Raw genomic sequence first — 23,583 nt, 5'->3', positions numbered from 1 at the left:
TCAGTTGATCAGCGGCGGCGGACCCGGTGCAGGCGGAACGGCTTGCGGGTGGCCCGGACCGCCGGAGTCGGCCGGGGCGGCTCGGCCTGCGCGTCGGCCGGCAACTCCGCTCCGGCCAGCGGCGCACCGGCCGGGGCGAGCCGGTTCACCGCGCAGCCGTCGGCGGCCCAGCGGGCCACCAGATCAGCGGTCGGACCGGGCGCGTTGAGGCGCTTCGCCGCCACCAGCGGCGCGGTGACGTCCCACGCCTCGGTGCCCGGCCGCAACCGGCTCACCCGGGCCGGCCAGGTGACGATCCGACCGCCGTGGTCGCCGCGCAGGGTGACCTGGGCCTCGGTCGCGTCGGCCAGACCCGGTGCGGCCTGCTCGCCCGGCCCGCTGACCACCAGCAGCGCGCCCTCCAACGGGGCGCACCAGAGCGCGAGCGCGGGCCCGCCGGCAACGCTGATCCAGGCCACGGCGGCTTTCTTCATCGCCTCGTCGACCAGTGGGGTGCCCCCGGGGGCGTCCTCGTCCGTCACACCCGCATCCTCCCGCATCGGCGCCTCCGCTCAGCCCACGAACGGCGGCACGGCGATCTCACCCCGGGCCACCGGCATCACCTGACCGGCGACCGTCGCGCCAACCGCCACGCCGTTCGCCGCGGTGACCGTGCAGGCCAACGCGGACGGGCGGTTCATCTCCACGCCCTGACGCACCGCGTACTCCGACCGCCCCTCACCGGGCAACAGACCACTCGCCACCAGCCAGACACCGAGGCCGAGCGCCGCCGAACCGGTTGCCGGGTCCTCCGGAACGCCGATCCCCGGCACGAAGACCCGGGCGTGCGCGGTTTGCGCGTCCGCGTTCCAGGAGAAGACGCTGACGTGCGACACCCCGTACCGCTGCGCCGCCGCCGGGTTCACCCGGGCGCGGGCCACCGACTCCGGCCGCACCGGCAGGTACGGGAACTCCAGCCCGCAGCCGGCGACCCGTGGGGCGGGCCCGACGTGGTCGTCGGCGACCAGCCCGGCGATCTCCAGCAACGGCTCCGGGTCCAGCTCCGGCCCGAGGGTCGGGGTGCCACCGGTCAGCGTCGCGCCGGACGCGGTCACCTCGATCGGCAGCACACCGGCCCGGCACTCCTGGGTGACCTGCCCCACACCGAACATGCCCCGCCGGCACGCGGTGACCGCCGCGCCGACGCTGGGGTGCCCGGCGAACGGCAACTCCTCCACCGGCGTGAAGATCCTGGCCCGGTAGGTGCTGCCGACCTGGGTCGGGGGCAGCACGAACACCGTCTCGGAGAGGTTGAACTCCAGGGCGAGCGCCTGCATCTGCTCGGTGGCCAGCGCCTCCGCGCCGAACACCACCGCCAGCGGGTTGCCGGCGAAGGGGCGGTCGGTGAAGACGTCCACGATCTCGTAGGCCAAGGTCGACATGTTGATAAACACTAGGCGCTTAGGCTGGTGCCCGTGAGCACGCCGACCCGGGTCTACATCGCCCGCCTCGCCGGAGTCGCCGTCTTCGACCCAAACGGCGATCAGGTGGGGCGGGTTCGTGACGCCGTGGCCCGGCTCCGGGCGACCAAACGTCCGCCGGAGGTGGTGGGCCTCGTCGCCGAGATGCCGATGCGTCGTCGGATCTTTCTGTCCATCAACCGGATCACCTCCATCGACGCGGACGCCGTCGTGCTCGGCTCCGGCACCCTCAACCTGCGCCGGTTCGAAAAGCGCCCGAACGAGCTGCTGGTGCTCCAGGAGCTGCTCGACCGGCGGGTGCAACTCGACCCGGGCGGCCAGCCCGGCGCGGTCGTGGACGTCGCGATGGAGTGCAGCCGGGGCGGCGAGTGGTCACTGACCCGAGTCGCCGTACGCGAGCAGACCGGTCGACTCAGCCGCCGCGGCCACCTGCACCAGGTCGAGTGGGACCGGGTGCGCGGGCTCAGCGGCATCGCCGACAACCGGGGTACGGCCAACCTGCTCGCCGTCCTGGAGGACATGCGCCCCGCCGACCTGGCCAACGCGTTGCAGGATCTGCCCGACGCGCGGCGCAACGAGGTCGCGGCCGCACTGGACGACGAGCGGCTGGCCGACGTGCTCAGCGAGCTGCCGGAGCACGACCAGGTGGAGATCCTCGCCGCCCTCGACCGGGAGCGGGCCGCCGACGTGCTGGAGGAGATGGACCCGGACGACGCCGCGGACCTGCTCAACGAGCTGCCCCCACCCGAGCAGGACGTGCTGCTGGACCTGATGGAGCCGGACGAGGCCGACCCGGTACGTCAGCTGCTGAAGTACACCCCGGGCACGGCGGGCAGTGTGATGACCTCGGAGCCGGTCATCCTGCCGCCGGACGCCACCGTCGCCGAGGCGCTGGCCCGGATCCGGGAACCACAGCTCTCCCCCGCCGTCGCCGCGCAGGTCTTCGTGACCCGGGCACCGCAGAACACGCCGACCGGCCGCTACCTGGGCATGGTGCATTTCCAGGCGCTGCTGCGCGAGCCCCCGGCCGACCTACTGGGCAAGGTGGTGGTCAACGACATCGACCCACTACGCCCCACCACGCCGCTGCCGGAGATCACCCGCCGGATGGCCACCTACGACCTGGTCGCCATGCCGGTGATCGACCGGAACAACCGGCTGGTCGGCGCCGTGACGGTGGACGACGTGCTGGACCACTCGCTACCCCGGGACTGGCGGGACCGCGACACCCTGGCCGCCTCGGGCACCACCGACACCACGCTGGACGGCGCGGATGGCTGACCAGCGGCGGACGGAGCGTCTCGACCAGCCACGCGAGCCCCGGGGCGTGAAGCTGCCCCGGTTCGACGCGGAGGCGTTCGGTCGGTGGTCCGAGGGCATCGCCCGGGGCATGGGCACCGCGAACTTCATCGTCGTCATGACCGTGGTGATCACGATCTGGTTCGTCTGGAACACGTTGGCCCCGGCGAACCTGCGCTTCGACCCGTACACCTTCACGTTCCTGACCCTGGTGCTGTCCTTGCAGGCCAGCTACGCGGCCCCGCTGATCCTGCTGGCCCAGAACCGGCAGGCCGACCGGGACCGGGTGGCGCTGGAGGAGGACCGACGGCGAGCCACCGCACAGAAGGCGGACACCGAGTACCTGGCCCGGGAGATCGCCGCCCTGCGGATCGCGCTGGGTGAGGTCGCCACCCGCGACTTCCTCCGCTCCGAGCTGGCCCGGCTGGCCGAGGAGTTGGACGAGATGGGGCAACGTCGGCAACGACTGGAGCGCCGCCAGCAGGAGAAGGACAGCCGGCAGGAGCGACGGGGCCAGCGGCCGACCGACGGTGTCGGCCTGGACGAACCCCGTGACGACCTGGACGGCGACCTCACCCGGGAGGCCCGGCCGGACGGCGCCGGCCCGCGCCGGTCAGAGAGCTGACCGACGGGTCATCGATTGGCTCACACCGCCCCGGGCAGCGGCGGCAACGGATGCCCCGCGACGTAGCATTGCGGGCATGTCAGCACCCGTGAGCACCGTCGAGGACGCGATCCAGGCCGCCCTGGCCACCGTCAACGACCCGGAGATCCGCCGGCCCATCACCGAGCTGGGCATGGTCCGTTCCGCCACGATCGGTGCCAGCGGTGTCGTCCGCGTCGAGCTGCTGCTCACCGTCGCCGGCTGCCCGCTGAAGGACAAACTGCGTAACGACATCACCGCCGCCGTCGCCGCGGTGCCCGGCGTCACCGGCGTGGAGATCGACTTTGGGGTGATGTCCCCCGAGCAGCGGCAGTCGTTGCAATCGCAGTTGCGCGGCGGCGGCGCCACCGAGGAGCCGGTCATCCCGTTCGCCCAGCCCGGCTCGCGCACCCGCGTCTACGCGGTGGCCAGCGGCAAGGGCGGCGTCGGCAAGTCCAGCGTGACGGTCAACCTGGCGGCGGCGCTCGCCGCCCGTGGGCTCTCCGTCGGGGTGGTCGACGCGGACATCTACGGCCACTCGGTGCCCCGGATGCTCGGCACGGAGGCCCGGCCCACCCGGGTTGAAGACATGATCATGCCGCCGCAGTCGCACGGCGTGAAGGTGATCTCCATCGGCATGTTCACCTCCGGCAACGCCGCGGTCGTATGGCGCGGCCCGATGCTGCACCGGGCGCTGCAACAGTTCCTGGCCGACGTCTACTGGGGCGACCTGGACGTGCTCCTGCTCGACCTGCCGCCGGGCACGGGTGACGTGGCCATCTCGCTGGCCCAGTTGCTGCCCAACTCGGAGATCCTGATCGTCACCACCCCGCAGACCGCCGCCGCCGAGGTGGCGGAACGGGCCGGGGCGATCGCCCTGCAGACCCACCAACGGGTGGTCGGCGTCATCGAGAACATGTCCTGGCTGGAGCTGCCGGACGGCTCCCGGATGGAGATCTTCGGTGCCGGCGGCGGCACGGCCGTGGCCGAGTCGCTGAGCCGGACCATCGGCGCTCAGGTGCCGCTGCTCGGCCAGATCCCCCTGGACACCCGGGTCCGCGAGGCCGGCGACGCCGGCAACCCGATCGTGCTGGCCGAGCCGGAGTCCCCGGCCGCGCAGGCACTCGGCACGATCGCCGACCGGCTCGCGCTGCGCCGCGAGTCACTGCTCGGCAAGCCTCTCGGCCTCAAGCCCGCCGGTCGCTGACCAACCACGAACACCGTCAGCCCGTCGGCCACTGTTGGCCGGCGGGCTGAGTCGTGTCGGTGGGGGTCCAGGCAGGCCGCCAAGACGTGGCCGGCGTGGACTGCGGGGGCCGGCGTGGGCTGCTCGGGGCGTCGTGGGCTGCTCGGGGCCGTCGTGGGCTGCTCGGGGCCGTCGTGGGCTGCGGAGCCGGGCCGAGGGGCATGGCCGGCATGGTCAACTCGGGTTTCCGGAAGTCGCGGCATTCCACGCCGGTTGAAGGGCCGACTTCCTGAAAACCGAGTCGATCAAAGAAAGCGACCGGCCGGAGTCCGGGCCGCGCGGGTACGAGCCGGTCAAGGGTACGGGTCGGTCAGGTGGCGTCGTCGTAGCTGGCCCGAGGGGCCGGCGCCGAGGGGGTGCTGGTGGCCGTGCCGGGCCGGGCCTCGTTCGACCGGAGGTCGGCGGCGTTGGCCACGTCCTTCAGGTCGTTGTGTACGCCGCTGACGTCCGCGCGCAGGTTGTCGTAGACGCCCTGCAACGGCTTGCGGATCGCCGCCTCGTCCTCCTCGCTGAGGAGGTGCTTGCGGATGAACGCCTTCGGGTGCAGGTCTTCCAGCTGGATGTCGGTGCCCAGCTCGCGGCTCAGGTCGCCGGTGGCGTTACGGGCCATGTTGCGCAGGTTGCGCACCAACCGCAGGCCGTCGGTGATGACGGCGGGGAGCCGGTCGCCGAAGATCAGCAGCGCCAGGAGCAGCAGCGCCCCGATCTCCCACCAGTTCAGGTTGTCGAGCATCCCGCGGGCCTCCTCTCGGCGTCAGCAGCAAGACTACGCACGGCGGACCGCTTTCGGGCAAGGGGTGCGCCGCTGTTCACTTGGCGTCCGCAGCGAGAGTTACCGAGGTGTTCTGCCGGGCGGAGCCCCGCCGATACTCGACGGTCACGACCGAGCCCGGCGCGTACTTGCGGACCAACGCGGTCAGGTCCGTCGGCTCAGTCATCGGCCGCCCGTTGATCTTGAGGATCACGTCGCCGACCTTCAACCCGGCGCCGTCCGCGGGGCCGGACGGCTCCACCTCGGCCAGCCGCAGGCCACCCCCGACAACCCCGGTCGGGCCGTCCGCCCGGGCGCCGATCACCGTACGCCGGGCCTTGCCGGTGCCGATGATGTCCTGGGTCACCCGCTTGGCCTGGTTGATCGGGATGGCGAAGGCGAGCCCGATGTTGCCCGCCTCCTGCCCCTCGGCGACCAGTGACTTGATGGTGGAGTTCACCCCGACCACCCGGCCGGCGCCGTCGACCAGTGGACCGCCCGAGTTGCCGTGGTTGACCGCGGCATCGGTCTGGATGGCGGCGTAGTAGCGCACCGGGCCGCCCGGCTCGCCGGCCTGCATCGTCCGGTCCAGGGCACTCACGATGCCGGCGGTGACCGTGTTGGCCAGCGACAACGGCGAGCCGATGGCGAGCACCGGGTCGCCGACCGCCAGCGCGTCGGAGTCGCCGAACTCCACCGGCCGCAGCCCGGGACGACTCACCTTGATCACCGCGATGTCCGACTCCGCGTCCTGGCCGACGATGGTCGCCGGCGCGGTGCTGCCGTCGTTGAAGACCACCGAGGCCTTGCCGGTGCCGCCGGCCACCACATGGTCATTGGTGATCACATGGCCGTCGGCGGTGGCGATGAACCCGGAGCCCTCACTGGTTCCGCCGAGGCTGCTCACCCGTACGGTGACCACGCTGGGCAGGACCCGCTCGGCGACCCCGGCCAGCGACTCCGGTTTGCGCTGCGCCAGCGCTGGCACCTCCGCGGGCGCAGCACCGAGGACCGCCGCACCAGCGCCGCCACGGACTGCGAACGCGTAGCCCAGCGCACCGCCGAGGGTGCCGGCCAGCAGCGCGGTGATCACGGGGATGAGCAAGAGGTGGCGCAGTGTCGGCCGGCCTGGCGCGTCGGGGTCGGTGACCGGCTCGGGCTCGGTGCCGGGGGTCACCACTGCGGGCACCACCACCGCGGTCGGCGCCGCCGGGTCGCGCCAGGGATCGGCGAGCGCGTCGGACCACCAGGGCGACGCGTCGGCCGAGTTGGGCCCGCCTGCGGCCGATCCCGGCCAACTCGGTGCCGGCCCGGTCGGAGACGCCGGCCAACTCGGTGCCGGCCCGGCGCCTGGCGAGCCGAGGGGCGTGCGGTCAGCCCCCGGCATGGTCGGCGGCCCCACCGACAGGGCTCCTGCCCCGGGCGGTCGCGCCGGAGCCGGAGTCTCACCGCCCCGGCGCCAGTCCCAGCCGTCGGTCACGTCGGTGCCTCCCAGTCCGTCCCCGGATCCCGCGCCGCGTCGCCCGGCCACGGGCCGGTCTGGTCGCGGCTGACGGGATACCGCCTCCAGGATTGCACGGATGTACGCGGTGCAGTCAGCGGTTGCCCCGGTGATCGCTTCCGGCGGAGGCGCGGCTGCGCCCCACGACGGTCGCCTCTACGCTCACAGTGCCAACCCGCCCCCGCACCACGCACCGCCCCCGGAGGTGCCCCATCGCCACGGTCGCCGGTTCCGGCAGTTCGACGACGCAGGCTCAGCAGTTCGCCGAGTCGTACGTCACCGAGGATCTCGTGCTCCGCACCGCCCGCAGCCTGGCCCGGGAGGTGGGCCTCGACGCGGTCACTCCCGGCGCGGGAGCGGCGCTGCGGCTGCTGGCCGCCGCCGGCAATGCCCGTGCGGTGGTGGAGATCGGCACCGGCACCGGGGTGAGCGGCGTCTGGTTGCTGCGCGGCATGCGCGCCGACGGCGTGCTCACCACCATCGACGTGGAGGTGGAGCACCAGCGGATCGCCCGGCGGATCTTCGCCGAGGCCGGCTTCGCGGCCGGCCGCACCCGGATCATCACCGGCCGGGCGCTCGACGTGCTGCCCCGGCTCGCCGACGGTGCGTACGACCTGGTCTTCGTGGACGCCGAGGCGACCGGCTTCCATGCCTGTGTGGAGGCGGCGCTGCGGCTGTTGCGCCCGGGGGGCGTGCTGGCGCTCAACGGCGTGCTGGCCAGCGGCCGGATCGGCGACCCGGCCGCCCGGGACGCAGAGACGGTGACGGTTCGCGAGACGATCAAGGCGGTCCGGGAGTCCGAGCACTGGATTCCCGCGCTGCTTCCGGTCGGGCACGGGCTGCTCGCCGCGGTGAAGTGCTGACCGGGGCCCAGGACGGGTCGAAGCCTCGGTCGAGCCGAGTCTTCGACCCACGCCCTAGTTGACGTCGGCGAGCCAGCGGAGCAACGACCGGACGCCCCAGCCGGTGGCGCCGCGGCTGACCTCTGCCTGGTCGCCGTCGGCCCAGGACGGGGCGGACATGTCCAGGTGCAGCCAGCGGTCCCGTAGTTCGCCGGTGAACTCGCGCAGGTAGAGCGCGGCCAGCACCGAGCCGGCACCCTGCGTCGGCGCGCTGTAGAGGTCGGCGATCTCGCTGCCGAGGTATTCGACGTAGTCGGTGTGCAGCGGCATCCGCCATGCCGACTCGCCGGCCGCCTCGGCCGCCGCCTGCACGCTGGCGGCCAGTTCGTCGTTCTCGCTGTACAGGGCGGCGGTGCGCTTGCCCAGCGCCACCGAGTTCGCGCCGGTAAGCGTTGCCAGGTCGAGCAGCAGGTCCGGCTTGAGCTGCTGCACCGCGTACGCCAGCGCGTCGGCGAGGACCAGCCGTCCCTCGGCGTCGGAGTTGGTCGTCTCGCTGGTGATGCCGCCGTAGTGCCGGATGACGTCGCCGGGGCGGAACGCCGAGCCGCTGACCATGTTCTCGGCGAGCGGGGCCAACGTGGTGATCCGGACCGGCAGCCGCAGTGCGGCGGCGCCCAGGGTCGCGGCGACGACCGCGGCCGCGCCGGCCATGTCCTTGCGCATCAGCTTCATCGACGCCACCGGCTTGATCGAGATTCCGCCGGTGTCGAAGGTGATGCCCTTGCCGACCAGCACCACGTGGGTACGCGCATTGGCGGGGTGCCAGTCCAGTTCGACGAGCCGGGGTCCGCTGGCGGAGCCACCGCCCACGGCGAGGATTCCGCCGAAGCCCTCGGTGGCCAGCTCGGCCGGGCCACGGACCCGCAGCCGCAGGTCCGGAAGATCGGCTGCGGCGGAGGCCACCTGGTCGGCGAACCACTGCGGGGTCTTCACCGAGGAGGGGGTGTTGGTCAGGTCCCGGGCGAGATGGGTCATCGCGGCCGTGGTCCGGGCGGTGGCGAGAATGTCCTCGTACCCGGTCGGGTCGTCGAGCAGCAGGTCGACGCCGGTGAGCGCCGGCCGGTCGCCGGCCCCGGTGAGTCGGAACCGGTACGGGGCGAGCAGCAGGCCCTCGGTCAACCCGCGAACCGCGGCCGGGGTCACCTCGGCCGGCAGGGCGATGGTGATATGCGTCTCAGCTGTGGCGGCGCGGGCCAGGGCCGCGCCAGCGGCCCGCCAGGCCGCCTCGTCGCCGTCACCGATGCCCAGCAGCAGCAGCCGGCCCGGGGTACCTCCGGGGCGCAGCTGGGTGTGGATCTCGCCGGCCCGGCCCGTCAGTCGGGCGGCTGACGCCAGCGCGGCGGCCTCGTCGGCCGTGCCGTCCGGGGCGGCCACGGCGGTCGACATGGGCTCGGCCGAGGTGTCACCTTCCACCGTCGAATCGGCCGGGCGGACGGGCAGGACGAGGACGTCGAGCCGGTCGGGCTCGGCGATCAGACGGATGGCGAGCACGCGGAACCGAACCTCCAGGAAGTGTCGCGGACCGGAGGCGAACCCACCTGCCCGCAGCGTTGAAGACCCTGAGCCACCGGCGATTCCGGTGGCTCAGGGTCCGAAGAACGTTCCGGGCGGCTCGCGCCGCCCGGAGCACTCCTCACTCAGCCGGCCGCTGCCTTCAGTGCGTCACCGAGCGCGTTGGCCTCGTCGGGAGTCATCTCGACGACGAGCCGGCCACCGCCCTCCAGCGGGACCCGCATGACGATGCCCCGCCCCTCCTTGGTGACTTCCAGCGGACCGTCGCCCGTCCGCGGCTTCATCGCCGCCATGTTGTCTCCCCTCAGACCTACACCAGGGTCGGTGGGTTGCCCCACAGCCACTTCGTCACGACCACCCGCAACGGTCACGGGGGTGTCGACCAACGATTTTCCCTGATGAACACCGCCGGACCCAAACCGGAGCAGCATTGATGTAACAGCATCTAGCTTATCTTGAGAAGGCCTGTCACAATGTGCGGTCATGCAGGCACGGTCGGCACTCTTCGACCTGTACGGCGACCACCTCCGTCCGAGGGGTGGCCGGGCACCGGTTGCTGCCCTGGTCAAGCTACTGGCGCCGCTGGGAATCGCACCGCCGGCAGTTCGCACCGCTGTCTCCCGGATGGTGCGTCAGGGCTGGCTCGAGCCCCTCCGGTTGGTCTCCGGACCGGGATATTCGATCACACCGAAAGCCGCCCGCCGACTCGACGAGGCAGCGGCCAGGATCTACCGGACCGGCCGGGTCACCTGGGACGGCCGGTTCGATCTGCTGGTGTTGGAGGCCCCGGGCTCCCGGCGGGACCGCCAGCGGCTCGCCGCCAACCTGAGCTTCCTCGGCTACGGGACGCTGGACGAGCAGACCTGGGTCGCCACCCGCCCGGCCGAGGATGTCGACCTGCTCCTCGCCGAGACCGGCATCCGGTTCGAGCGGTTCACCGCCTCGCACTTCTCCGGCACCCCGGGCGCGATGGGCGTGGTCCGACGCGCCTGGAACCTGGCCGAGATCGGCCGCGCCTACGAGCGGTTCGTCGCCGACCAGCGTCCGCTGCTCGCCGCGGTCACCGTGCGCAGCAGCGACGAGGAGGCGTACGCGACGCGATTCCGCCTGGTGCACGCGTGGCGTACGTTCCTCTTCCAGGATCCGCAGCTGCCCCCGGCGCTGCTGCCCGAGCGGTGGCCTGGCACCGCGGCGGCCAGTTTCTTCGATCGGCACGCGGCCCGCCTGCGTCCGGCCGCCGACCGGTACGTCGAACAGTGCCTCGACGCCGGCAACCGCATCGTCCGACAGAAGGGTCGTTAGACACGTGACCGAGCCGCTGCTGGTCGACCGGACCGACGCCGTCGTCACCCTCACGCTGAACCGGCCGAACGCGATGAACGCGCTCGACGTGGCGCTCAAGGAGGCGCTGCGGGACGCCCTGGCGGAGCTGGAGACCGACCGGTCCTGCCGCGCGGTCGTCCTGGCCGGGGCCGGCGGGTCGTTCAGCGCCGGTCAGGACCTGCGCGAGCACGTGGCCACCCTGGAGAACTCCGCCAGTGACCCGTTGGGCACCGTGCGGGCGCACTACAACCCGATCGCCGCCCGGCTCGCCAACCTGCCCAAGCCGGTGATCGCCGCGGTCCGTGGCATGGCCGCCGGGGCGGGCGCGTCGCTGGCGTTCCTGGCCGACATCCGCATCGGCGGTCCGACCACCAGCTTCCTGATGGCCTTCGCCAAGGTCGGTCTCGCCGCCGACACCGGCGCCTCCTGGACGTTGCCCCGACTGGTCGGCCACGCCAAGGCGGTGGAGTTGTTGATGCTGGCCGAGCCGGTGCGCGCCGAGGAAGCCTGCCGGTTGGGCCTGCTCAACCGGTTGGCGGACGACGACGAGCAGGTGTTGCCCGTCGCCCAGGAGTTGGCCGCCCGCCTCGCCGCCGGCCCGACCGTCGCGTACGGGGCGATCAAGCGGCAGCTCTCCATCGCCGACGCCGGCACCCTCGCCGACGCCCTCTCCGCCGAGGCGCAGGCCCAGTCGATCTGCGGCGCCACCGCCGACCACCGGGCGGCCACGCTCGCCTTCGTCGGCAAGCAGAAACCGGTCTTCGAGGGACGCTGAACGCGATCCGGACGCCGCCCTTACCGTCCTCGAATACGGGCCGCCTAGCGTCGGCCGGTATGAGCGATCGTGAAGCGGTGGCGCACCTGCTGCGCCGGGCCACCTTCGGGCCGACCGCCGACGAGGTGGACGCGGCCGAGCGGGCCGGGCCGGCGGCAACCCTGGAGCGGCTGCTCACCCCGCCGGCGACGGACCGGGGTGCGGCGGCCACTCCGGTCCCGGCACTGCCCGCCGACCCGTACGCCGAGCTGACCAAGGATTCCACCCGCGAGCAGCGGCAGCAGGCCAACGCGGAGCGCCGCAAGCAACTCCAACAGGTCACCGAGGGGTGGCTGGACCGGATGGTGGCCGCCGAGGACGGGCTGACCGAGAAGTTACTCTTCTTCTGGCACGGGCACTGGGCCACCAGCGCGCAGAAGGTCAAGTCGGCGCGGCTGATGGTGGGCCAGTTGGCGACGCTACGCCGGCACGGTCGTGGGCCGCTGGGCCCGCTGGTCGCCGCGATGGTGCGCGACCCCGCCCTGATCCTCTGGCTGGACGGGCAGAAGAACACCCGCAAGGCGCCGAACGAGAATCTGGCCCGCGAGCTGATGGAGCTGTTCACCCTCGGCATCGGCGCCTACAGCGAGGCTGATGTGAAGGCCGGCGCGCGGGCGCTGACCGGCTGGGTGGTGGACCGGCGTACCGGCGCGGCCCGCTTCGAGGCCCGTCGGCACGATCCCGGCGAGAAGAGCATCCTCGGGCAGAGCGGCCGGTTCGACGCCGAGGCGTACGCCGGTCTGCTGGCCGCCCAACCGGCGGCGGCGACGTTCGTGGCCGGTCGGCTCTGGTTCCGTTACGCGGGCGCCGAGACCCCGGCACCGGGCGGCCTGGCCGGCCCGGACACCATCGCTACCCTGCGCGCGCTCTTCTCCGCACCGGCCTTCGCGCAGACCCGGGGCACGCTGGTGAAGCAGCCGGTGGAGTGGCTGGTCGGTGCGCTACGGCAGCTCGGCATCCGACCGTCCGCGCTGCCCGAGCAGCAACGCAAACAACTACTGGCCGGCCTGAACGCGCTGGACCAGGTGCCGCTGCGCCCACCGAGCGTGGGCGGCTGGCCGGCCGGGGCCGCCTGGCTGACCACCTCGTCGTTGCAGGCCCGGCTGCGGACGGCCGGCGTGCTGGCCGCCGCCACGGCGCCAGCCGTGCTGGCCCGGCTGACCGCCGCGCCCACCGCCGGCCGACCCGACGCGCTGGCCCGACTGCTGGTGGTCGACGGCTGGGGCCCACGCACCCGCGCCGCCCTCACCCCGCTGGCCGGTGAGCCCCGCAAGCTGCTGGCCGCCGGCCTGGTCAGCCCCGAATACACCGTCAGCTGAGCGGAGGAGTCGACATGGACACCCTGACCCGACGCAGGTTCCTGCTGACCAGCGGGGTGGTCGGCGCGGGCGCGCTGGCCGCCGGGGCCGGCGCGTACAGCCTGCGGGACCTGCTGGACACCGCCGGGGACCGCGACCCGCAGTCCCGCACCCTGGTGCTGGTGACCCTCTACGGGGGCAACGACGGGCTCAACACGGTCATCCCGTACGGCGACCCGGCCTACCGGGCGGCTCGCCCCGAGCTGGCGTACCCGGACGGGGAGGTGCGGCGGTTGGACGACGACTTCGGTCTCAACCCGGCGCTGGCCGGCCTGCACCAGCGCTGGTCCGGTGGTGGGCTGGCGATCGTGCGCGGGGTCGGCTACCCGAAACCGGACCGCAGCCACTTCCGGTCGATGGACATCTGGCACACCGCGCAACCGGACCGGCCGGGCAACACCGGGTGGCTGGGCCGTTGGCTGGACTCCGCCGGCGGCGACCCCCGGCTGGCGGTCTCCTTCGAGCCGGCGCTGCCCCCGCTGCTGGCCGGGGCGCAGAGCGCCGGCGCGGCCGTGCCGGTGACCGACCGGAAGGCCGCCAAGGGGCTGCCCGCGGAGACGCTCACCGCGTTCGCCGCCGCGGAGGCGGGCGAGTCGGCGGCACGGGGTCGAGCCGCCGCCTGCTTCGCCGACCTACGGTCGGTGGACGAGATGATCCGCCAGGTACGCGATTCCGCCGACCCCGACACGGCGGACCCGGACGGCGAGCAGGCCCCCGCGACGGCCACCGGCGGGGCACGCACCCCGCTGGACGCACAGCTCGACCTGGTCGCGCAGTGTGTCGAGGCGGGAGTCTCCACCCGGGTCTTCTCGGTGTCGCTGGGCGGCTTCGACACGCACGCCGACGAGTTGCAGTTGCAGGCCGTCCTGCTGAGTCAGCTGGACCGGGCGTTGACCGGGTTCGCCGACCGGATGAGCCGCACCGAGGCGGGCCGGAAGGTGGTGGTGGCGGTCTACTCCGAGTTCGGCCGTCGGGTACGAGCCAACGCCTCGGACGGCACCGACCACGGCACCGCCTCGGACGTGTTGCTGCTCGGCGCGGGCGTCCGGGGCGGCTGGCACGGCGCGCCGCCGAGCCTCACCGACCTCGACGACGGCGATCTGAAATTCACCACCGACTTCCGGGACGTCTACGCCACGCTGCTGGAGCGGGTGCTGGACACCGACCCGGGCCCGGTCCTCGCCGACTGGCGGGGACGGGTGGACAAGCTCTTCTAGTCGTCCTCTTCCGGGTCCTGGTTGGCCTGCTCGCCCAGCACGAAGGCCCGCATGGCCAGCTCGTCACCGGCCGGCGAGACGAAGGCGGGCAGCTCACGCGGCCCCAACTCCTGCACGTAGGACCAGAACAGCCGAACCGCCTCGGCGGGGGTGCCGGCCTCGATCGGCAGGTCGAGGCTGACCAGCCAGGTGCGCCGCGCCGGGGGCGGGCCGAGCTGGTCGGCCAGCGCCCGGAAGGCCGCCGGCTCCAGTGCGGTGACCGGCCCGTCGAGCGTCAGCAGGTCGGCCGGCACCGGCTCGTCGAAGGCCCGCCGGGTGTACGCGACGACGAGCGTCCCCGGCTCGACCGGGGACTGCGGGTCGTCCGGGTCTTCGCGGTGGCGTTGACCCGGCGCGCTGACCCGGCCGAGGGCCACCAGCCGTGGCGGCGCGTCGACCAGCACGGCCACCTGGTCTCCCGGCCCCGGCCGGGAGACGTCGGTCAGCCCGGTCAGCTCCAGCGTGTCGTGGTGCACGAGCCGCTCGGCCTCGTACCGCTCGGCGGGCAGCAGCACCGCCCAGGCGCCCACCCCGTCGGCGTTGCCGGCCGCACCGGCCCGGTGCGCGGTCTCGGTCGTCATGCCTGCCATCTCATCACGCCGCCGATGGGAGGGTGACATGACAGCCGACGATGTGATCGTCGACCATTCCGGTGGCCTGCATCAGCGCGTACGCGGTGGTGGGGCCGACGAACCGGAAGCCGCGCTTCTTGAGTGCCTTGGCCATCGCCGTCGACTCCGGGGTGATCGGCGCGAGCTCGGCGAACGAGGCGGGGCGAGCCGGCCGGGGCTCCGGCGCGAAGGACCAGAGCAGCGCGGAGAGGCCCTCGGGCAGCTCCAACGCGGCGCGAGCGTTGGCGATCGCCGCCTCGATCTTGGCCCGGTTGCGGACGATGCCGGCGTCGGCGAGCAGCCGGGTCACGTCGGTGTCGTCGTAGCGGGCGACGGTCGGGATGTGGAACTCGTCGAAGGCCAGCCGGAACGCCGGACGCTTGCGCAGGATGGTCAGCCAGGACAACCCGGACTGGAACGCCTCCAGCGTCATCCGTTCGTAGAGCGCGTCATCGCCGTGCAGCGGCCGCCCCCACTCGGTGTCGTGGTAAATGGCGTAGTCGGGGGTGCTCGACCCCCAGGCGCAGCGAGCCAGCCCATCGGCGCCGATCACCAGGTCAGTCACCTCGTACACGCTAGGGCATCGGTCCGACACCCATTGCCACCGGCCGTCGAGCTGCCTATGGTGCTTGTTACTGACCGGTAGATCGAGGTGACCCAACGGTGCGCCCCGACCGGTGACGGCGAGCGGAGGCCGCACGGTGAAGGAGTTCCCGGACGTCATCGCCTGGTCGATCCCGGCCTTCGTGCTGCTCATCGTGTTGGAGCGGGTCTCCTACCTGCTGCACCGCGACGACGACGAGGTCGGCTACGGCGGCGCGGACACCGCGACCAGCCTGGCGATGGGGCTGGGCAGCATCTTCGCCGACCTGCTCTGGAAGGTGCCGATCGCCGCCGCGTACGCACTGCTCTACGCGCTCACCCCGCTGCGGATCGCCGAACTCTGGTGGACCTGGCCGCTGATCCTGCTCGCCCAGGACTTCTGCTACTACTGGTCGCACCGCAGCCACCACGTGATCCGCATCCTCTGGGCCTCGCACGTGGTGCACCACTCGTCGCAGCGGTTCAACCTCTCCACCGCGCTGCGCCAGCCGTGGACCGGTCTGACCAGTTGGGTGTTCTACCTCCCACTGATCGTGGCCGGCGTACACCCGGCCGTGGTCGCGTTCTGCGGCTCGGTCAACCTGCTCTACCAGTTCTGGATCCACACCGAGCGGATCGACAAGATGCCGCGCTGGTACGAGGCGGTGTTCAACACCCCGTCGCACCACCGGGTGCACCACGCCTCCCAGGGCAGCTACCTGGACCGCAACTTCGGCGGCATCCTGATCGTCTGGGACCGGCTCTTCAGGTCGTTCGCGCCGGAACGGGAGCGCTGCGTGTACGGCCTGACCAAGAACGTCGGCAGCTACAACCCGGTCCGGGTGGCCTTCCACGAGTACGCCTCGATCGCCCGGGACCTGCGCGTCGCGGTGACCTGGCGGCACCGGGTCGGGCATCTCTTCCGCGCACCGGGCTGGCAGCCGGCACCGGGCTCCCCGGTCAGGGCAGCCGGCCCTGCTCGACCAGACGCGCAAACCTCTTCAGCGCCTGGGTGAGGCCGAGCTTGGAGCCGGGCCAGAGCACCGGCCACGCCAGTCGACCGGCCCGGCCGCCCGGCAGGTGGAACCACTCGTGCCAGACGACCTGGGTGCGGTCCCGGCCCAGCTGGGTGCAGCGCAACACGCCCGGGCCGCGCAGCAGCTGGCCGTGGTGCACGACGCCGATCTCGTACGGCTCGTCGACCCGGACCACCAGCATCTCGTCGCGCAGCGTCGCCCGGCCGAGCGCGGTCACCGCCTCGATCCGGCTGCCCTCGCGCCCGTCGCCCTCGACCACCCGGACGCGGGTGAACGGAATCCAGTCGGACTGGCGTTCCCAGGCGAGCAGCGCGGCGAACACCCGCTCCGCCGGGGCGTCGACGATCACCGTGGCGGTCACCTCACCGGCACCGGGTCGGGCCGCCTCCCGAATATCGCCGGCGCCCTCCGGCTCGGTCACGCGGACTCCGACCGAACCGCCGCGTCGCGCTGCTCGGTGCCGTCGGCGGGCGCGCCGGCGGTCTGCTCACGATCGGCGGACACGGCGGCAGGCGCCACTCCGTCGGAATCCGCCGGGGACGAGGTGGCGGCCGGCAACGGGCCGGGGGCCGTCGAGCCGACCGGGGCCGAGCCCGCCTCGCCGGCCAGCGGCACGTCCTTGCCCGGCTCGGCTGCCTTACCCGACTCGGCTGCCTCGCCCGGCTGCGCCGCGTCCGCGGTCGTCACCTTGCTGGTGGACTGCTCGCGGGCCTGCCGCAGCACGTCCGCATCGTCGGTGCGCCCCTCACGCAAGGCGATGACCTCCGACTCCAGTACGCCGATCAGCTCGGACTTGTAACCGATGTCGTAGGCGGCACGGCGCATCGCCTGATCGACCTGGTCCATCCGGTACCCGCGTAACCCGGTGTCGAAACGGACCGCCCCCACGTCGGACTCCCGCAACGGGCGGGTGCCCGGCAAGGCCACGGCCTGCGAATCCGGCTCGGCCGGCGCCAGGCCGGGATCACGGCCGCTGACCAGCACCGTCACGCCGAATATCACCGCCGCGACGGTCAACGCCACGACCAGGAGGAGCAGAAGCTGACCCATGTACTGATCGTGGCATGGCGGCCGGCCCGGAGCGACCCCGCCACCCGTCCCGATCACGATCGGCGCCGACGCCCGCCCGGAATTGCCGACGGGCGACCGACTAGCGTCGGGACCGGCCGACGCGGCGGCGGCGGCGCGAACTTCCAGGAGGCGGGCATGGCCGGGGCGCTTCGGCTGGGTGGGCAGACGTTCGCCCCCGGCGAGCTGGTGGTGATGGCGATCATCAATCGCACGCCGGACTCGTTCTTCGACCGGGGGGCCACCTACGCCGCCGACAGCGCTCTGCGCGCGGTGGAGCGGGCGGTGGACGAGGGCGCGGCCATCATCGACATCGGCGGGGTCAAGGCCGGTCCCGGTGCGGAGGTGGGCGTCGCCGAGGAGATCCGGCGCACGGTGGACACCATCGCCGCCGTCCGAGCCGCGTTTCCGGAGGTGGTGATCTCCATCGACACCTGGCGTGCCGAGGTGGCGACGGAGGCCGTGGCGGCCGGCGCGGACCTGCTCAACGACACCTGGTCGGGTGCCGACCCGGCGCTGCTCCGGGTGGCCGCGCGGACCGGCGCCGGCCTGGTCTGTTCACACGCCGGCGGGCTGACGCCGCGGACCAGGCCGCACCGGGCCGCCTTCAGCGACGTGGTCGCCGACGTGGTCGCGACGGTGACCGGGCTCGCCGAGCGCGCGGTCGCGGCCGGCGTACGCCCCGACGGCATCCTGATCGACCCGGCGCACGACTTCGGCAAGAACACCCGCCACTCGCTGGAGATCACCCGCCGACTGGACGAGCTGACCGCAACCGGCTGGCCGGTGCTGGTGGCGCTCTCCAACAAGGACTTCATCGGCGAGACGTTGGGCCTGCCGGTGGCCGAACGGCTGGAGGGGACGCTCGCCGCGACGGCGGTCTCGGCCTGGCTGGGCGCCCAGGTCTTCCGGGCCCACCAGGTCGGCCCGACCCGACGGGTGCTGGACCTGGTGGCCTCGATCCGAGGCGACCGCCCGCCCACGGCGACCCGCCGGGGACTCGCCTGACCGGCTGTCGCCGTAACCGACCGCGAACGGCCGGACCGACCGACACGATCGCCGGAGGCTGCGGCGCTCAGGTCCAGCGGAGGATGTTCCTACGCCAGGCGTAGAGGATGCCGAGCGCGAGCACCGCCACGAACACCGCCATCTCCACCACCGTCACCAGACCGAAGCCCGGCCGGTCGAAGACCACCGCCCAGGGAAAGAGGAACACCGCCTCGACCGCGAACAGCACGTACAGGTAGGCGTACACGTAGTAGCGGATCTGCATCTGCGCCCAGTCGGCACCGACCGGATCGAGCCCGCACTCGTAGCTGGTCCGCTTGCCGGGCGGGTCGGCCGGACGCGCCGGACGTAACACCCGGTTGGCCGAGAACGCCGTAACGAAGAAGAGAACGCTGGCGAGCAGCAGGAGCCCGAGCGTCGCGTACGAGCCCAGGTATCCGGTCACAGTCGGCAGCCTACCGCCCACCCGGACGGGCCGTCCCAAACACGTTACGGATTTGTTTCCGGATGGGACTAGTGCACCGGGGCAACTGTTACCGAATATTGGACACCCACCCATGTCACCGGAGGACAGATGGCCCGCGTGAAGGCATCGCCCGGTAACCGGGCGGAGGGGCGGCGTTCCACGCCCCTGCTGGCGACCGCGCTCGCGCTCGGCCTGCTCACGGCGCTCGCCGTGGGACCGGCCTGGGCCAGCGCGGCCACGCCGGACGCGGATCCGGTCGTGACCTCGGCCGAGCCGGTCAACGAACCGGGCGGCGAGGGGCCCCCGACCACGCCGGCGGAGGAGCCCACCCCGACCGAGGACCCGGGCGGCGAACCGGGGCCGACCGACCCGGCACCGGAAACCAGCGCGCCACCACCGGAGACGCCACCGGCGCCGGTGACCACCGCCCCGGAGGTCCCGCCGGTGCCGACCACCAGCGCGCCCGCGCCGGGCGGCACCACCCGACCGCCCAGCCCTCCCCCGGTGCCACCGACGGCGCCCCCGGTCCCGCCAACACCACCGGCGCCGACGGTCCGCCCGCCCGCGCCGGGTTCGCCGCCGCCGCAGAGCCCGCTGGGCGTGCAGGTCACCACCGGCGACGTCACCCTCACCGAGGCGTACTGGAACACGCCGAGCACGGCCGCCACCCTCCAGGTCACGGTGCACAACACCGGTAGCACCGCGGAACGGATCCGACTCTCGTACACGCTGCCCGCCGGGCTGACCGACGCCGGCACGAAGGGCTGCGCCGCCGCCGGTGGCGGGGCGTACCGCTGTGGGGCCTGGACCGCCGGGGCGGGCGTCCGGTTCAGCACCGTGCTGCGCCTGCGGGTCGCTGGCACGGCGTGGAAGAAGATGCCGCTCAGCGGTTCCGTCCAGGTCATCGCGGACGCGCCGGGAGTGCCCGGCGAGGCGACCGACGACCAGGGCTTCGCGGTGCTCTTCCCACCCGGCCCGCCGGTGCCCGGGATCACGCTCGCCGCCGACGAGGTGGCCTTCGACATCAGCGGCGGCCCCAGCACCCTCGCGCTCCGGCTGGGCAACACCGGCGCGGTGGACGCCGCCGGCCGGGTCGAGATCGTCCTACCCGCCGGGGTGACCGTGCCGACCCCACCGCTCGGCTGCGTGGCGGTCGACCCGACGCGTACCCGATGCGACGCCGGCCTGGTGCTGGCGGGCGCGGCCGCCGAGTTGCAGCTGCCGGTGGAGGCGACGCCGCAGGCCCAGCGGGAAGCCCCGTTGTCCGGTGCCGTGATCGGTCAACTCGATCCACGCAGCGGCCCGACCCGTCGGGTGCAGATGAGCTTCCGGATCACCGCGGCGGCCGCCCTGGCCACGCCGGTGGTCTCCCCGCCCGCGCCGACCGGCTCGCAGGGCGTACTCCCCGCCGGCGCCGCGACCGGAGACGACGGGTTGACCTCGGTGCAGCGCACCGCGGTCATCCTGATCGGGGTCTCCACGCTGCTGGTGGTGCTGGCCCTCACGCTGGCCATGACCTCGCTGCGGCGCCGGTTCGGTGGCCCGCCGCCCGCGCCCGCGGCCAACCCCACCGACTGATCGACGGACGACCCCGGCACCGCGTCGTCGGGGTCGTCGGCCCGGCCCGGTGGTGATCTGAATTACGGCGGGCGGGGCGTAATACCGCAAAGGCGGACATTTCGCGCCCCTGTCTGGTCTCAGTCGGCGGACCTCCGGGGATAGTTAGGGCTCCCTTAGACGTAGGCTCTCAGGTGAGGAACGACAGCGGCCGGACCAGCCTGGGGCGGTGCGGTGAAGCGTTGCGTCAAGGAGGTTCCGTGGCCGGGCAAGCCCCGAAGTCGCGAACGAAGGTGGCACAGTGACCAAGCAGATCCGTCAACTCGACCGGGTCGTCATCCGGTTCGCCGGTGACTCCGGCGACGGCATGCAGCTGACCGGCGACCGGTTCACCTCGGAGACGGCGCAGCTCGGCAACGACATCTCCACGCTGCCAAACTTCCCCGCCGAGATCCGGGCTCCCGCCGGGACCCTGCCCGGCGTGTCGAGCTTTCAGGTGCACTTCGCCGACTACGACATCCTCACGCCGGGTGACGCGCCCAACGTGCTGGTGGCGATGAACCCGGCGGCCCTCAAGGCCAACCTGGCCGACCTGCCGCGCGGCGCGGACATCATCGTCAACACCGACGAGTTCACCAAGCGCAACCTCGCCAAGGTCGGTTACCAGGCCAGCCCACTGGACGACGACTCGCTGGCCGGCTACGTCGTGCACCCGGTGGCGCTGACCTCGATGACGGTCGGCGCGCTCGCCGCCCACCAGGTGTCCAAGAAGGACGCCGAGCGGTCGAAGAACATGTTCGCCCTCGGCCTGCTCTCCTGGATGTACTCCCGGCCCTACGAGTCGACGCTGCGCTTCCTGGAGCGCAAGTTCGCCGCCCGTCCGGAGCTGGTCGCCGCGAACGTCGCCGCCTTCAGGGCCGGCTGGAACTTCGGCGAGACCACCGAGGACTTCGCGGTCCGTTACGAGGTCAAGCCGGCCAAGATGAAGCCGGGCACGTACCGCAACATCACCGGCAACGCGGCGCTCTCGCTGGGGCTGGTCGCCGCCGGGGTCCGCTCCGGGCTGCCGGTCTTCCTCGGCGCGTACCCGATCACGCCCGCGTCGGACATCCTGCACGAGCTGAGCAAGCACAAGCGTTTCGGCGTTCTCACCGTGCAGGCCGAGGACGAGATCGCCGCCGTCGGCGCCGCGCTGGGCGCCTCCTACGGCGGGTCGCTCGGGGTGACCACCACCAGCGGCCCCGGCGTGGCGCTCAAGAGCGAGACGATCTCGCTCGCGGTGGCGCTGGAGCTGCCGCTGGTGATCGTGGACGTGCAGCGCGCCGGCCCGTCGACCGGCATGCCGACCAAGACCGAGCAGGCCGACCTCAACATGGCGCTCTACGGGCGGCACGGTGAGGCGCCGGTCGCGGTGATCGCGCCCCGGTCACCGTCGGACTGCTTCTTCGCGGCGCTGGAGGCGGCCCGGATCGCGCTGACCTACCGCACCCCGGTGATCCTGCTGTCCGACAACTACGTCGCCAACGGCTCCGAGCCGTGGCTGCTGCCGGACGTGGAGTCGCTGCCCGACCTGCGGGTCGAGTTCGCCACCAAGCCCAACGGCGAGGACGGCACCACCTTCCTGCCCTACCTGCGTGACCCGGAGACCCTGGCCCGGCCGTGGGCGATCCCTGGCACGGCGGGCCTGGAGCACCGGATCGGCGGTCTGGAGAAGGCCGACAAGACCGGGGACATCTCCTACGACCCGGCCAACCACGACTTCATGGTGCGCACCCGCGCCGCTCGGATCGAGACCATCCCGGTGCCGGACATCGAGGTGGAGGACCCGGACGGCGACGCTCGGGTGCTGGTCCTCGGCTGGGGCTCGACGTACGGGCCGATCGGCGCGGCCTGCCGCGGGGTCCGCCAACGTGGCCTCTCCATCGCCCAGGCGCACCTGCGGCACCTGGCGCCGATGCCGGCCAACCTCGGTGAGGTGCTGCGCTCGTACGACAAGGTGGTCATCCCGGAGATGAACCTGGGCCAGCTCGCCCACGTCATCCGGGCCCGCTACCTGGTCGACGCGATCAGCTACAACCAGGTCCGCGGCCTCCCGTTCACGGCCGCCGAGCTGGAGACGACGCTGGAAGAGGTGCTGAAGAATGTCTGAGCCCGTCGCCGTCAAGCTCACCGCGAAGGACTTCAAGTCCGACCAGGAGGTGCGCTGGTGCCCCGGCTGCGGTGACTACGCGATCCTGGCGGCCATCCAGCAGTTCATGCCGGAGCTGAACATCCCCCGGGAGCGCACCGTCTTCGTCTCCGGGATCGGCTGCTCGTCCCGCTTCCCGTACTACATGAACACGTACGGGATGCACTCGATCCACGGTCGGGCCCCGGCGATCGCGACCGGCCTGTCGGTGTCCCGGCCCGACCTGTCGGTCTGGGTGGTCACCGGCGACGGCGACGCGCTCTCCATCGGTGGCAACCACCTGATCCACGCGCTGCGGCGCAACGTCAACCTCAAGATCCTGCTGTTCAACAACCGGATCTACGGTCTGACCAAGGGCCAGTATTCGCCGACCTCCGAGGTCGGCAAGATCACCAAGTCGACACCGGCCGGCTCGGCGGACGCCCCGTTCAACCCGCTCTCGCTCGCCCTCGGCGCGGAGGCCAGCTTCGTCGGCCGGACCATCGACTCGGACCGCAAGCACCTCCAGTCGGTGCTGCGGGCCGCCGCGGAGCACGAGGGCTCGGCCTTCGTGGAGATCTACCAGAACTGCAACATCTTCAACGATGGGGCGTTCGACCAGCTCAAGGACCCGTCCACCCGGGACGACTATCTGATCCGGCTGGAGCACGGGCAGCCGATCACCTTCGGTGCCGACGGACGGTTCTGCGTGGTGCACCCGCCGGGCGGCTTCGGCCTGGAGGTCCGGGACACCAGCTCCGTCCGCCCGGAGGAGATCGTCGTGCACGACGCGACGGTGACCGACCCGGCGTACGCCTTCGCGCTGTCCCGGCTGCCCGGCCTGGACCTGCGCAACACCCCGATCGGGGTGTTCCGCTCGGTGGACCGGCCGTCCTACGACAGCGTGGTGCAGGCTCAGCTCGCAGCCGCCAAGGCCAAGGTCACCGAAACCCCCGAGCAGCAGCTCGCCGGGCTGCTGGGCAGTGGCGACACCTGGACCATCCTCTGACCCGTCCGCACTG

24 protein-coding genes are annotated in these 23,583 nt (G+C 72.6%); 13 read left to right on the top strand and 11 right to left on the bottom strand.

Translation table 11 applies throughout. The features are described 5' to 3' along the window. Positions 1–8: 8 nt before the first annotated feature. Both AC5L30_RS06210 and AC5L30_RS06205 read right to left on the bottom strand, forming a co-directional pair. Entirely contained in the window at positions 9–539 is a 531-nt protein-coding gene (locus tag AC5L30_RS06210) for a hypothetical protein (RefSeq protein ID WP_494865933.1), read from the bottom strand. A gap of 12 nt (positions 540–551) precedes the next feature. Continuing rightward, a complete protein-coding gene (locus tag AC5L30_RS06205; protein ID WP_494865932.1) occupies positions 552–1,421 on the bottom strand; it encodes a PhzF family phenazine biosynthesis protein in 870 nt (289 codons plus the stop codon). Between the two features lie 33 nt (positions 1,422–1,454). Between AC5L30_RS06205 and AC5L30_RS06200 the strand changes: the two genes are divergently transcribed. From AC5L30_RS06200 to AC5L30_RS06190, 3 genes are all read left to right on the top strand, one after another. Next, positions 1,455–2,741, top strand: coding sequence for a magnesium transporter MgtE N-terminal domain-containing protein (locus tag AC5L30_RS06200; RefSeq protein ID WP_494865931.1), 1,287 nt, complete (start codon positions 1,455–1,457; stop codon positions 2,739–2,741). Continuing rightward, entirely contained in the window at positions 2,734–3,384 is a 651-nt protein-coding gene (locus tag AC5L30_RS06195; protein ID WP_494865930.1) for a DUF1003 domain-containing protein, read from the top strand. The genes AC5L30_RS06200 and AC5L30_RS06195 overlap by 8 nt, the downstream gene beginning before the upstream one ends. A gap of 76 nt (positions 3,385–3,460) precedes the next feature. Next, entirely contained in the window at positions 3,461–4,609 is a 1,149-nt protein-coding gene (locus tag AC5L30_RS06190) for an Mrp/NBP35 family ATP-binding protein (RefSeq protein WP_494865929.1), read from the top strand. Positions 4,610–4,958: 349 nt separating this feature from the next. On the opposite strand, the gene AC5L30_RS06185 is transcribed toward AC5L30_RS06190, so the two are convergent. Further along, positions 4,959–5,381: a twin-arginine translocase TatA/TatE family subunit gene (locus tag AC5L30_RS06185; protein ID WP_494865928.1), complete on the bottom strand. Its 423-nt coding sequence runs from the start codon at positions 5,379–5,381 to the stop codon at positions 4,959–4,961. Positions 5,382–5,457: 76 nt separating this feature from the next. Continuing rightward, positions 5,458–6,894: a S1C family serine protease gene (locus tag AC5L30_RS06180; RefSeq protein ID WP_494866087.1), complete on the bottom strand. Its 1,437-nt coding sequence runs from the start codon at positions 6,892–6,894 to the stop codon at positions 5,458–5,460. 296 nt (positions 6,895–7,190) lie between these two features. Between AC5L30_RS06180 and AC5L30_RS06175 the strand changes: the two genes are divergently transcribed. Further along, positions 7,191–7,763 (top strand): O-methyltransferase, encoded by a 573-nt coding sequence (locus tag AC5L30_RS06175; protein ID WP_494866086.1) that lies wholly within the window; start codon positions 7,191–7,193, stop codon positions 7,761–7,763. A 54-nt stretch (positions 7,764–7,817) separates the two neighbouring features. Here AC5L30_RS06175 and AC5L30_RS06170 read toward each other — a convergent pair whose 3' ends face one another. After that, a complete protein-coding gene (locus tag AC5L30_RS06170) occupies positions 7,818–9,293 on the bottom strand; it encodes a leucyl aminopeptidase family protein (RefSeq protein ID WP_494865927.1) in 1,476 nt (491 codons plus the stop codon). Between the two features lie 146 nt (positions 9,294–9,439). Then, complete coding sequence (locus AC5L30_RS06165; protein ID WP_007455245.1) at positions 9,440–9,607, bottom strand: DUF3117 domain-containing protein; 168 nt, start codon at positions 9,605–9,607, stop codon at positions 9,440–9,442. A gap of 190 nt (positions 9,608–9,797) precedes the next feature. Here AC5L30_RS06165 and AC5L30_RS06160 point away from each other — a divergent pair, with 190 nt between their 5' ends. From AC5L30_RS06160 to AC5L30_RS06145, 4 genes are read left to right on the top strand one after another with little or no spacing between them, the layout of a single operon-like run. Then, positions 9,798–10,616: a PaaX family transcriptional regulator gene (locus tag AC5L30_RS06160; protein ID WP_091394799.1), complete on the top strand. Its 819-nt coding sequence runs from the start codon at positions 9,798–9,800 to the stop codon at positions 10,614–10,616. A 4-nt stretch (positions 10,617–10,620) separates the two neighbouring features. Continuing rightward, positions 10,621–11,412: an enoyl-CoA hydratase-related protein gene (locus AC5L30_RS06155; protein ID WP_494865926.1), complete on the top strand. Its 792-nt coding sequence runs from the start codon at positions 10,621–10,623 to the stop codon at positions 11,410–11,412. Between the two features lie 59 nt (positions 11,413–11,471). Further along, positions 11,472–12,770 carry a DUF1800 domain-containing protein gene (locus tag AC5L30_RS06150; protein ID WP_494865925.1) on the top strand — a complete coding sequence of 433 codons (1,299 nt, stop codon included), beginning with the start codon at positions 11,472–11,474 and terminating at the stop codon, positions 12,768–12,770. A gap of 14 nt (positions 12,771–12,784) precedes the next feature. Continuing rightward, positions 12,785–14,026, top strand: a complete 1,242-nt coding sequence (locus AC5L30_RS06145; RefSeq protein WP_494865924.1) for a DUF1501 domain-containing protein — start codon at positions 12,785–12,787, stop codon at positions 14,024–14,026. Here AC5L30_RS06145 and AC5L30_RS06140 read toward each other — a convergent pair. After that, on the bottom strand, positions 14,023–14,646 hold the full coding sequence (locus tag AC5L30_RS06140; RefSeq protein WP_494865923.1) for a hypothetical protein: 624 nt from the start codon (positions 14,644–14,646) through the stop codon (positions 14,023–14,025). The genes AC5L30_RS06145 and AC5L30_RS06140 overlap by 4 nt on opposite strands. A gap of 13 nt (positions 14,647–14,659) precedes the next feature. Next, positions 14,660–15,241, bottom strand: coding sequence for a DNA-3-methyladenine glycosylase I (locus tag AC5L30_RS06135; RefSeq protein ID WP_494865922.1), 582 nt, complete (start codon positions 15,239–15,241; stop codon positions 14,660–14,662). Between the two features lie 112 nt (positions 15,242–15,353). On the opposite strand from AC5L30_RS06135, the gene AC5L30_RS06130 reads away from it, so the two are divergent. Continuing rightward, positions 15,354–16,274 carry a sterol desaturase family protein gene (locus AC5L30_RS06130; RefSeq protein WP_494865921.1) on the top strand — a complete coding sequence of 307 codons (921 nt, stop codon included), beginning with the start codon at positions 15,354–15,356 and terminating at the stop codon, positions 16,272–16,274. Here AC5L30_RS06130 and AC5L30_RS06125 read toward each other — a convergent pair. Then, on the bottom strand, positions 16,219–16,716 hold the full coding sequence (locus AC5L30_RS06125) for an SRPBCC family protein (RefSeq protein ID WP_494865920.1): 498 nt from the start codon (positions 16,714–16,716) through the stop codon (positions 16,219–16,221). The two genes, AC5L30_RS06130 and AC5L30_RS06125, sit on opposite strands and share 56 nt — an antisense overlap. Beyond that, positions 16,713–17,345 carry a DivIVA domain-containing protein gene (locus tag AC5L30_RS06120; RefSeq protein ID WP_494865919.1) on the bottom strand — a complete coding sequence of 211 codons (633 nt, stop codon included), beginning with the start codon at positions 17,343–17,345 and terminating at the stop codon, positions 16,713–16,715. Before AC5L30_RS06120 ends, AC5L30_RS06125 begins: the two co-directional genes overlap by 4 nt. A 156-nt stretch (positions 17,346–17,501) precedes the next feature. Between AC5L30_RS06120 and folP the strand changes: the two genes are divergently transcribed. Beyond that, positions 17,502–18,371, top strand: a complete 870-nt coding sequence (folP, locus tag AC5L30_RS06115; protein WP_494865918.1) for a dihydropteroate synthase — start codon at positions 17,502–17,504, stop codon at positions 18,369–18,371. 67 nt (positions 18,372–18,438) lie between these two features. On the opposite strand, the gene ndhC is transcribed toward folP, so the two are convergent. Beyond that, positions 18,439–18,816 (bottom strand): NADH-quinone oxidoreductase subunit A, encoded by a 378-nt coding sequence (gene ndhC / locus AC5L30_RS06110; protein WP_088951356.1) that lies wholly within the window; start codon positions 18,814–18,816, stop codon positions 18,439–18,441. A 129-nt stretch (positions 18,817–18,945) separates the two neighbouring features. On the opposite strand from ndhC, the gene AC5L30_RS06105 reads away from it, so the two are divergent. The 3 genes from AC5L30_RS06105 to AC5L30_RS06095 all read left to right on the top strand — a co-directional run bounded on the left by AC5L30_RS06105 (position 18,946) and on the right by AC5L30_RS06095 (position 23,570). Further along, the gene (locus AC5L30_RS06105) at positions 18,946–20,415 is read left to right on the top strand and encodes a hypothetical protein (RefSeq protein WP_494865917.1); all 1,470 of its coding nucleotides are present in this window, start codon (positions 18,946–18,948) and stop codon (positions 20,413–20,415) included. A 280-nt stretch (positions 20,416–20,695) separates the two neighbouring features. Further along, positions 20,696–22,543 (top strand): 2-oxoacid:acceptor oxidoreductase subunit alpha, encoded by a 1,848-nt coding sequence (locus AC5L30_RS06100; protein WP_494865916.1) that lies wholly within the window; start codon positions 20,696–20,698, stop codon positions 22,541–22,543. After that, entirely contained in the window at positions 22,536–23,570 is a 1,035-nt protein-coding gene (locus AC5L30_RS06095; RefSeq protein WP_494865915.1) for a 2-oxoacid:ferredoxin oxidoreductase subunit beta, read from the top strand. Before AC5L30_RS06100 ends, AC5L30_RS06095 begins: the two co-directional genes overlap by 8 nt. Positions 23,571–23,583: the final 13 nt, after the last annotated feature.

Source organism: Micromonospora sp. BQ32, from assembly GCF_059358895.1.
Note: the sequence above shows the minus strand (reverse complement) of the source record. Positions and strands in the feature narration are given on the sequence as shown.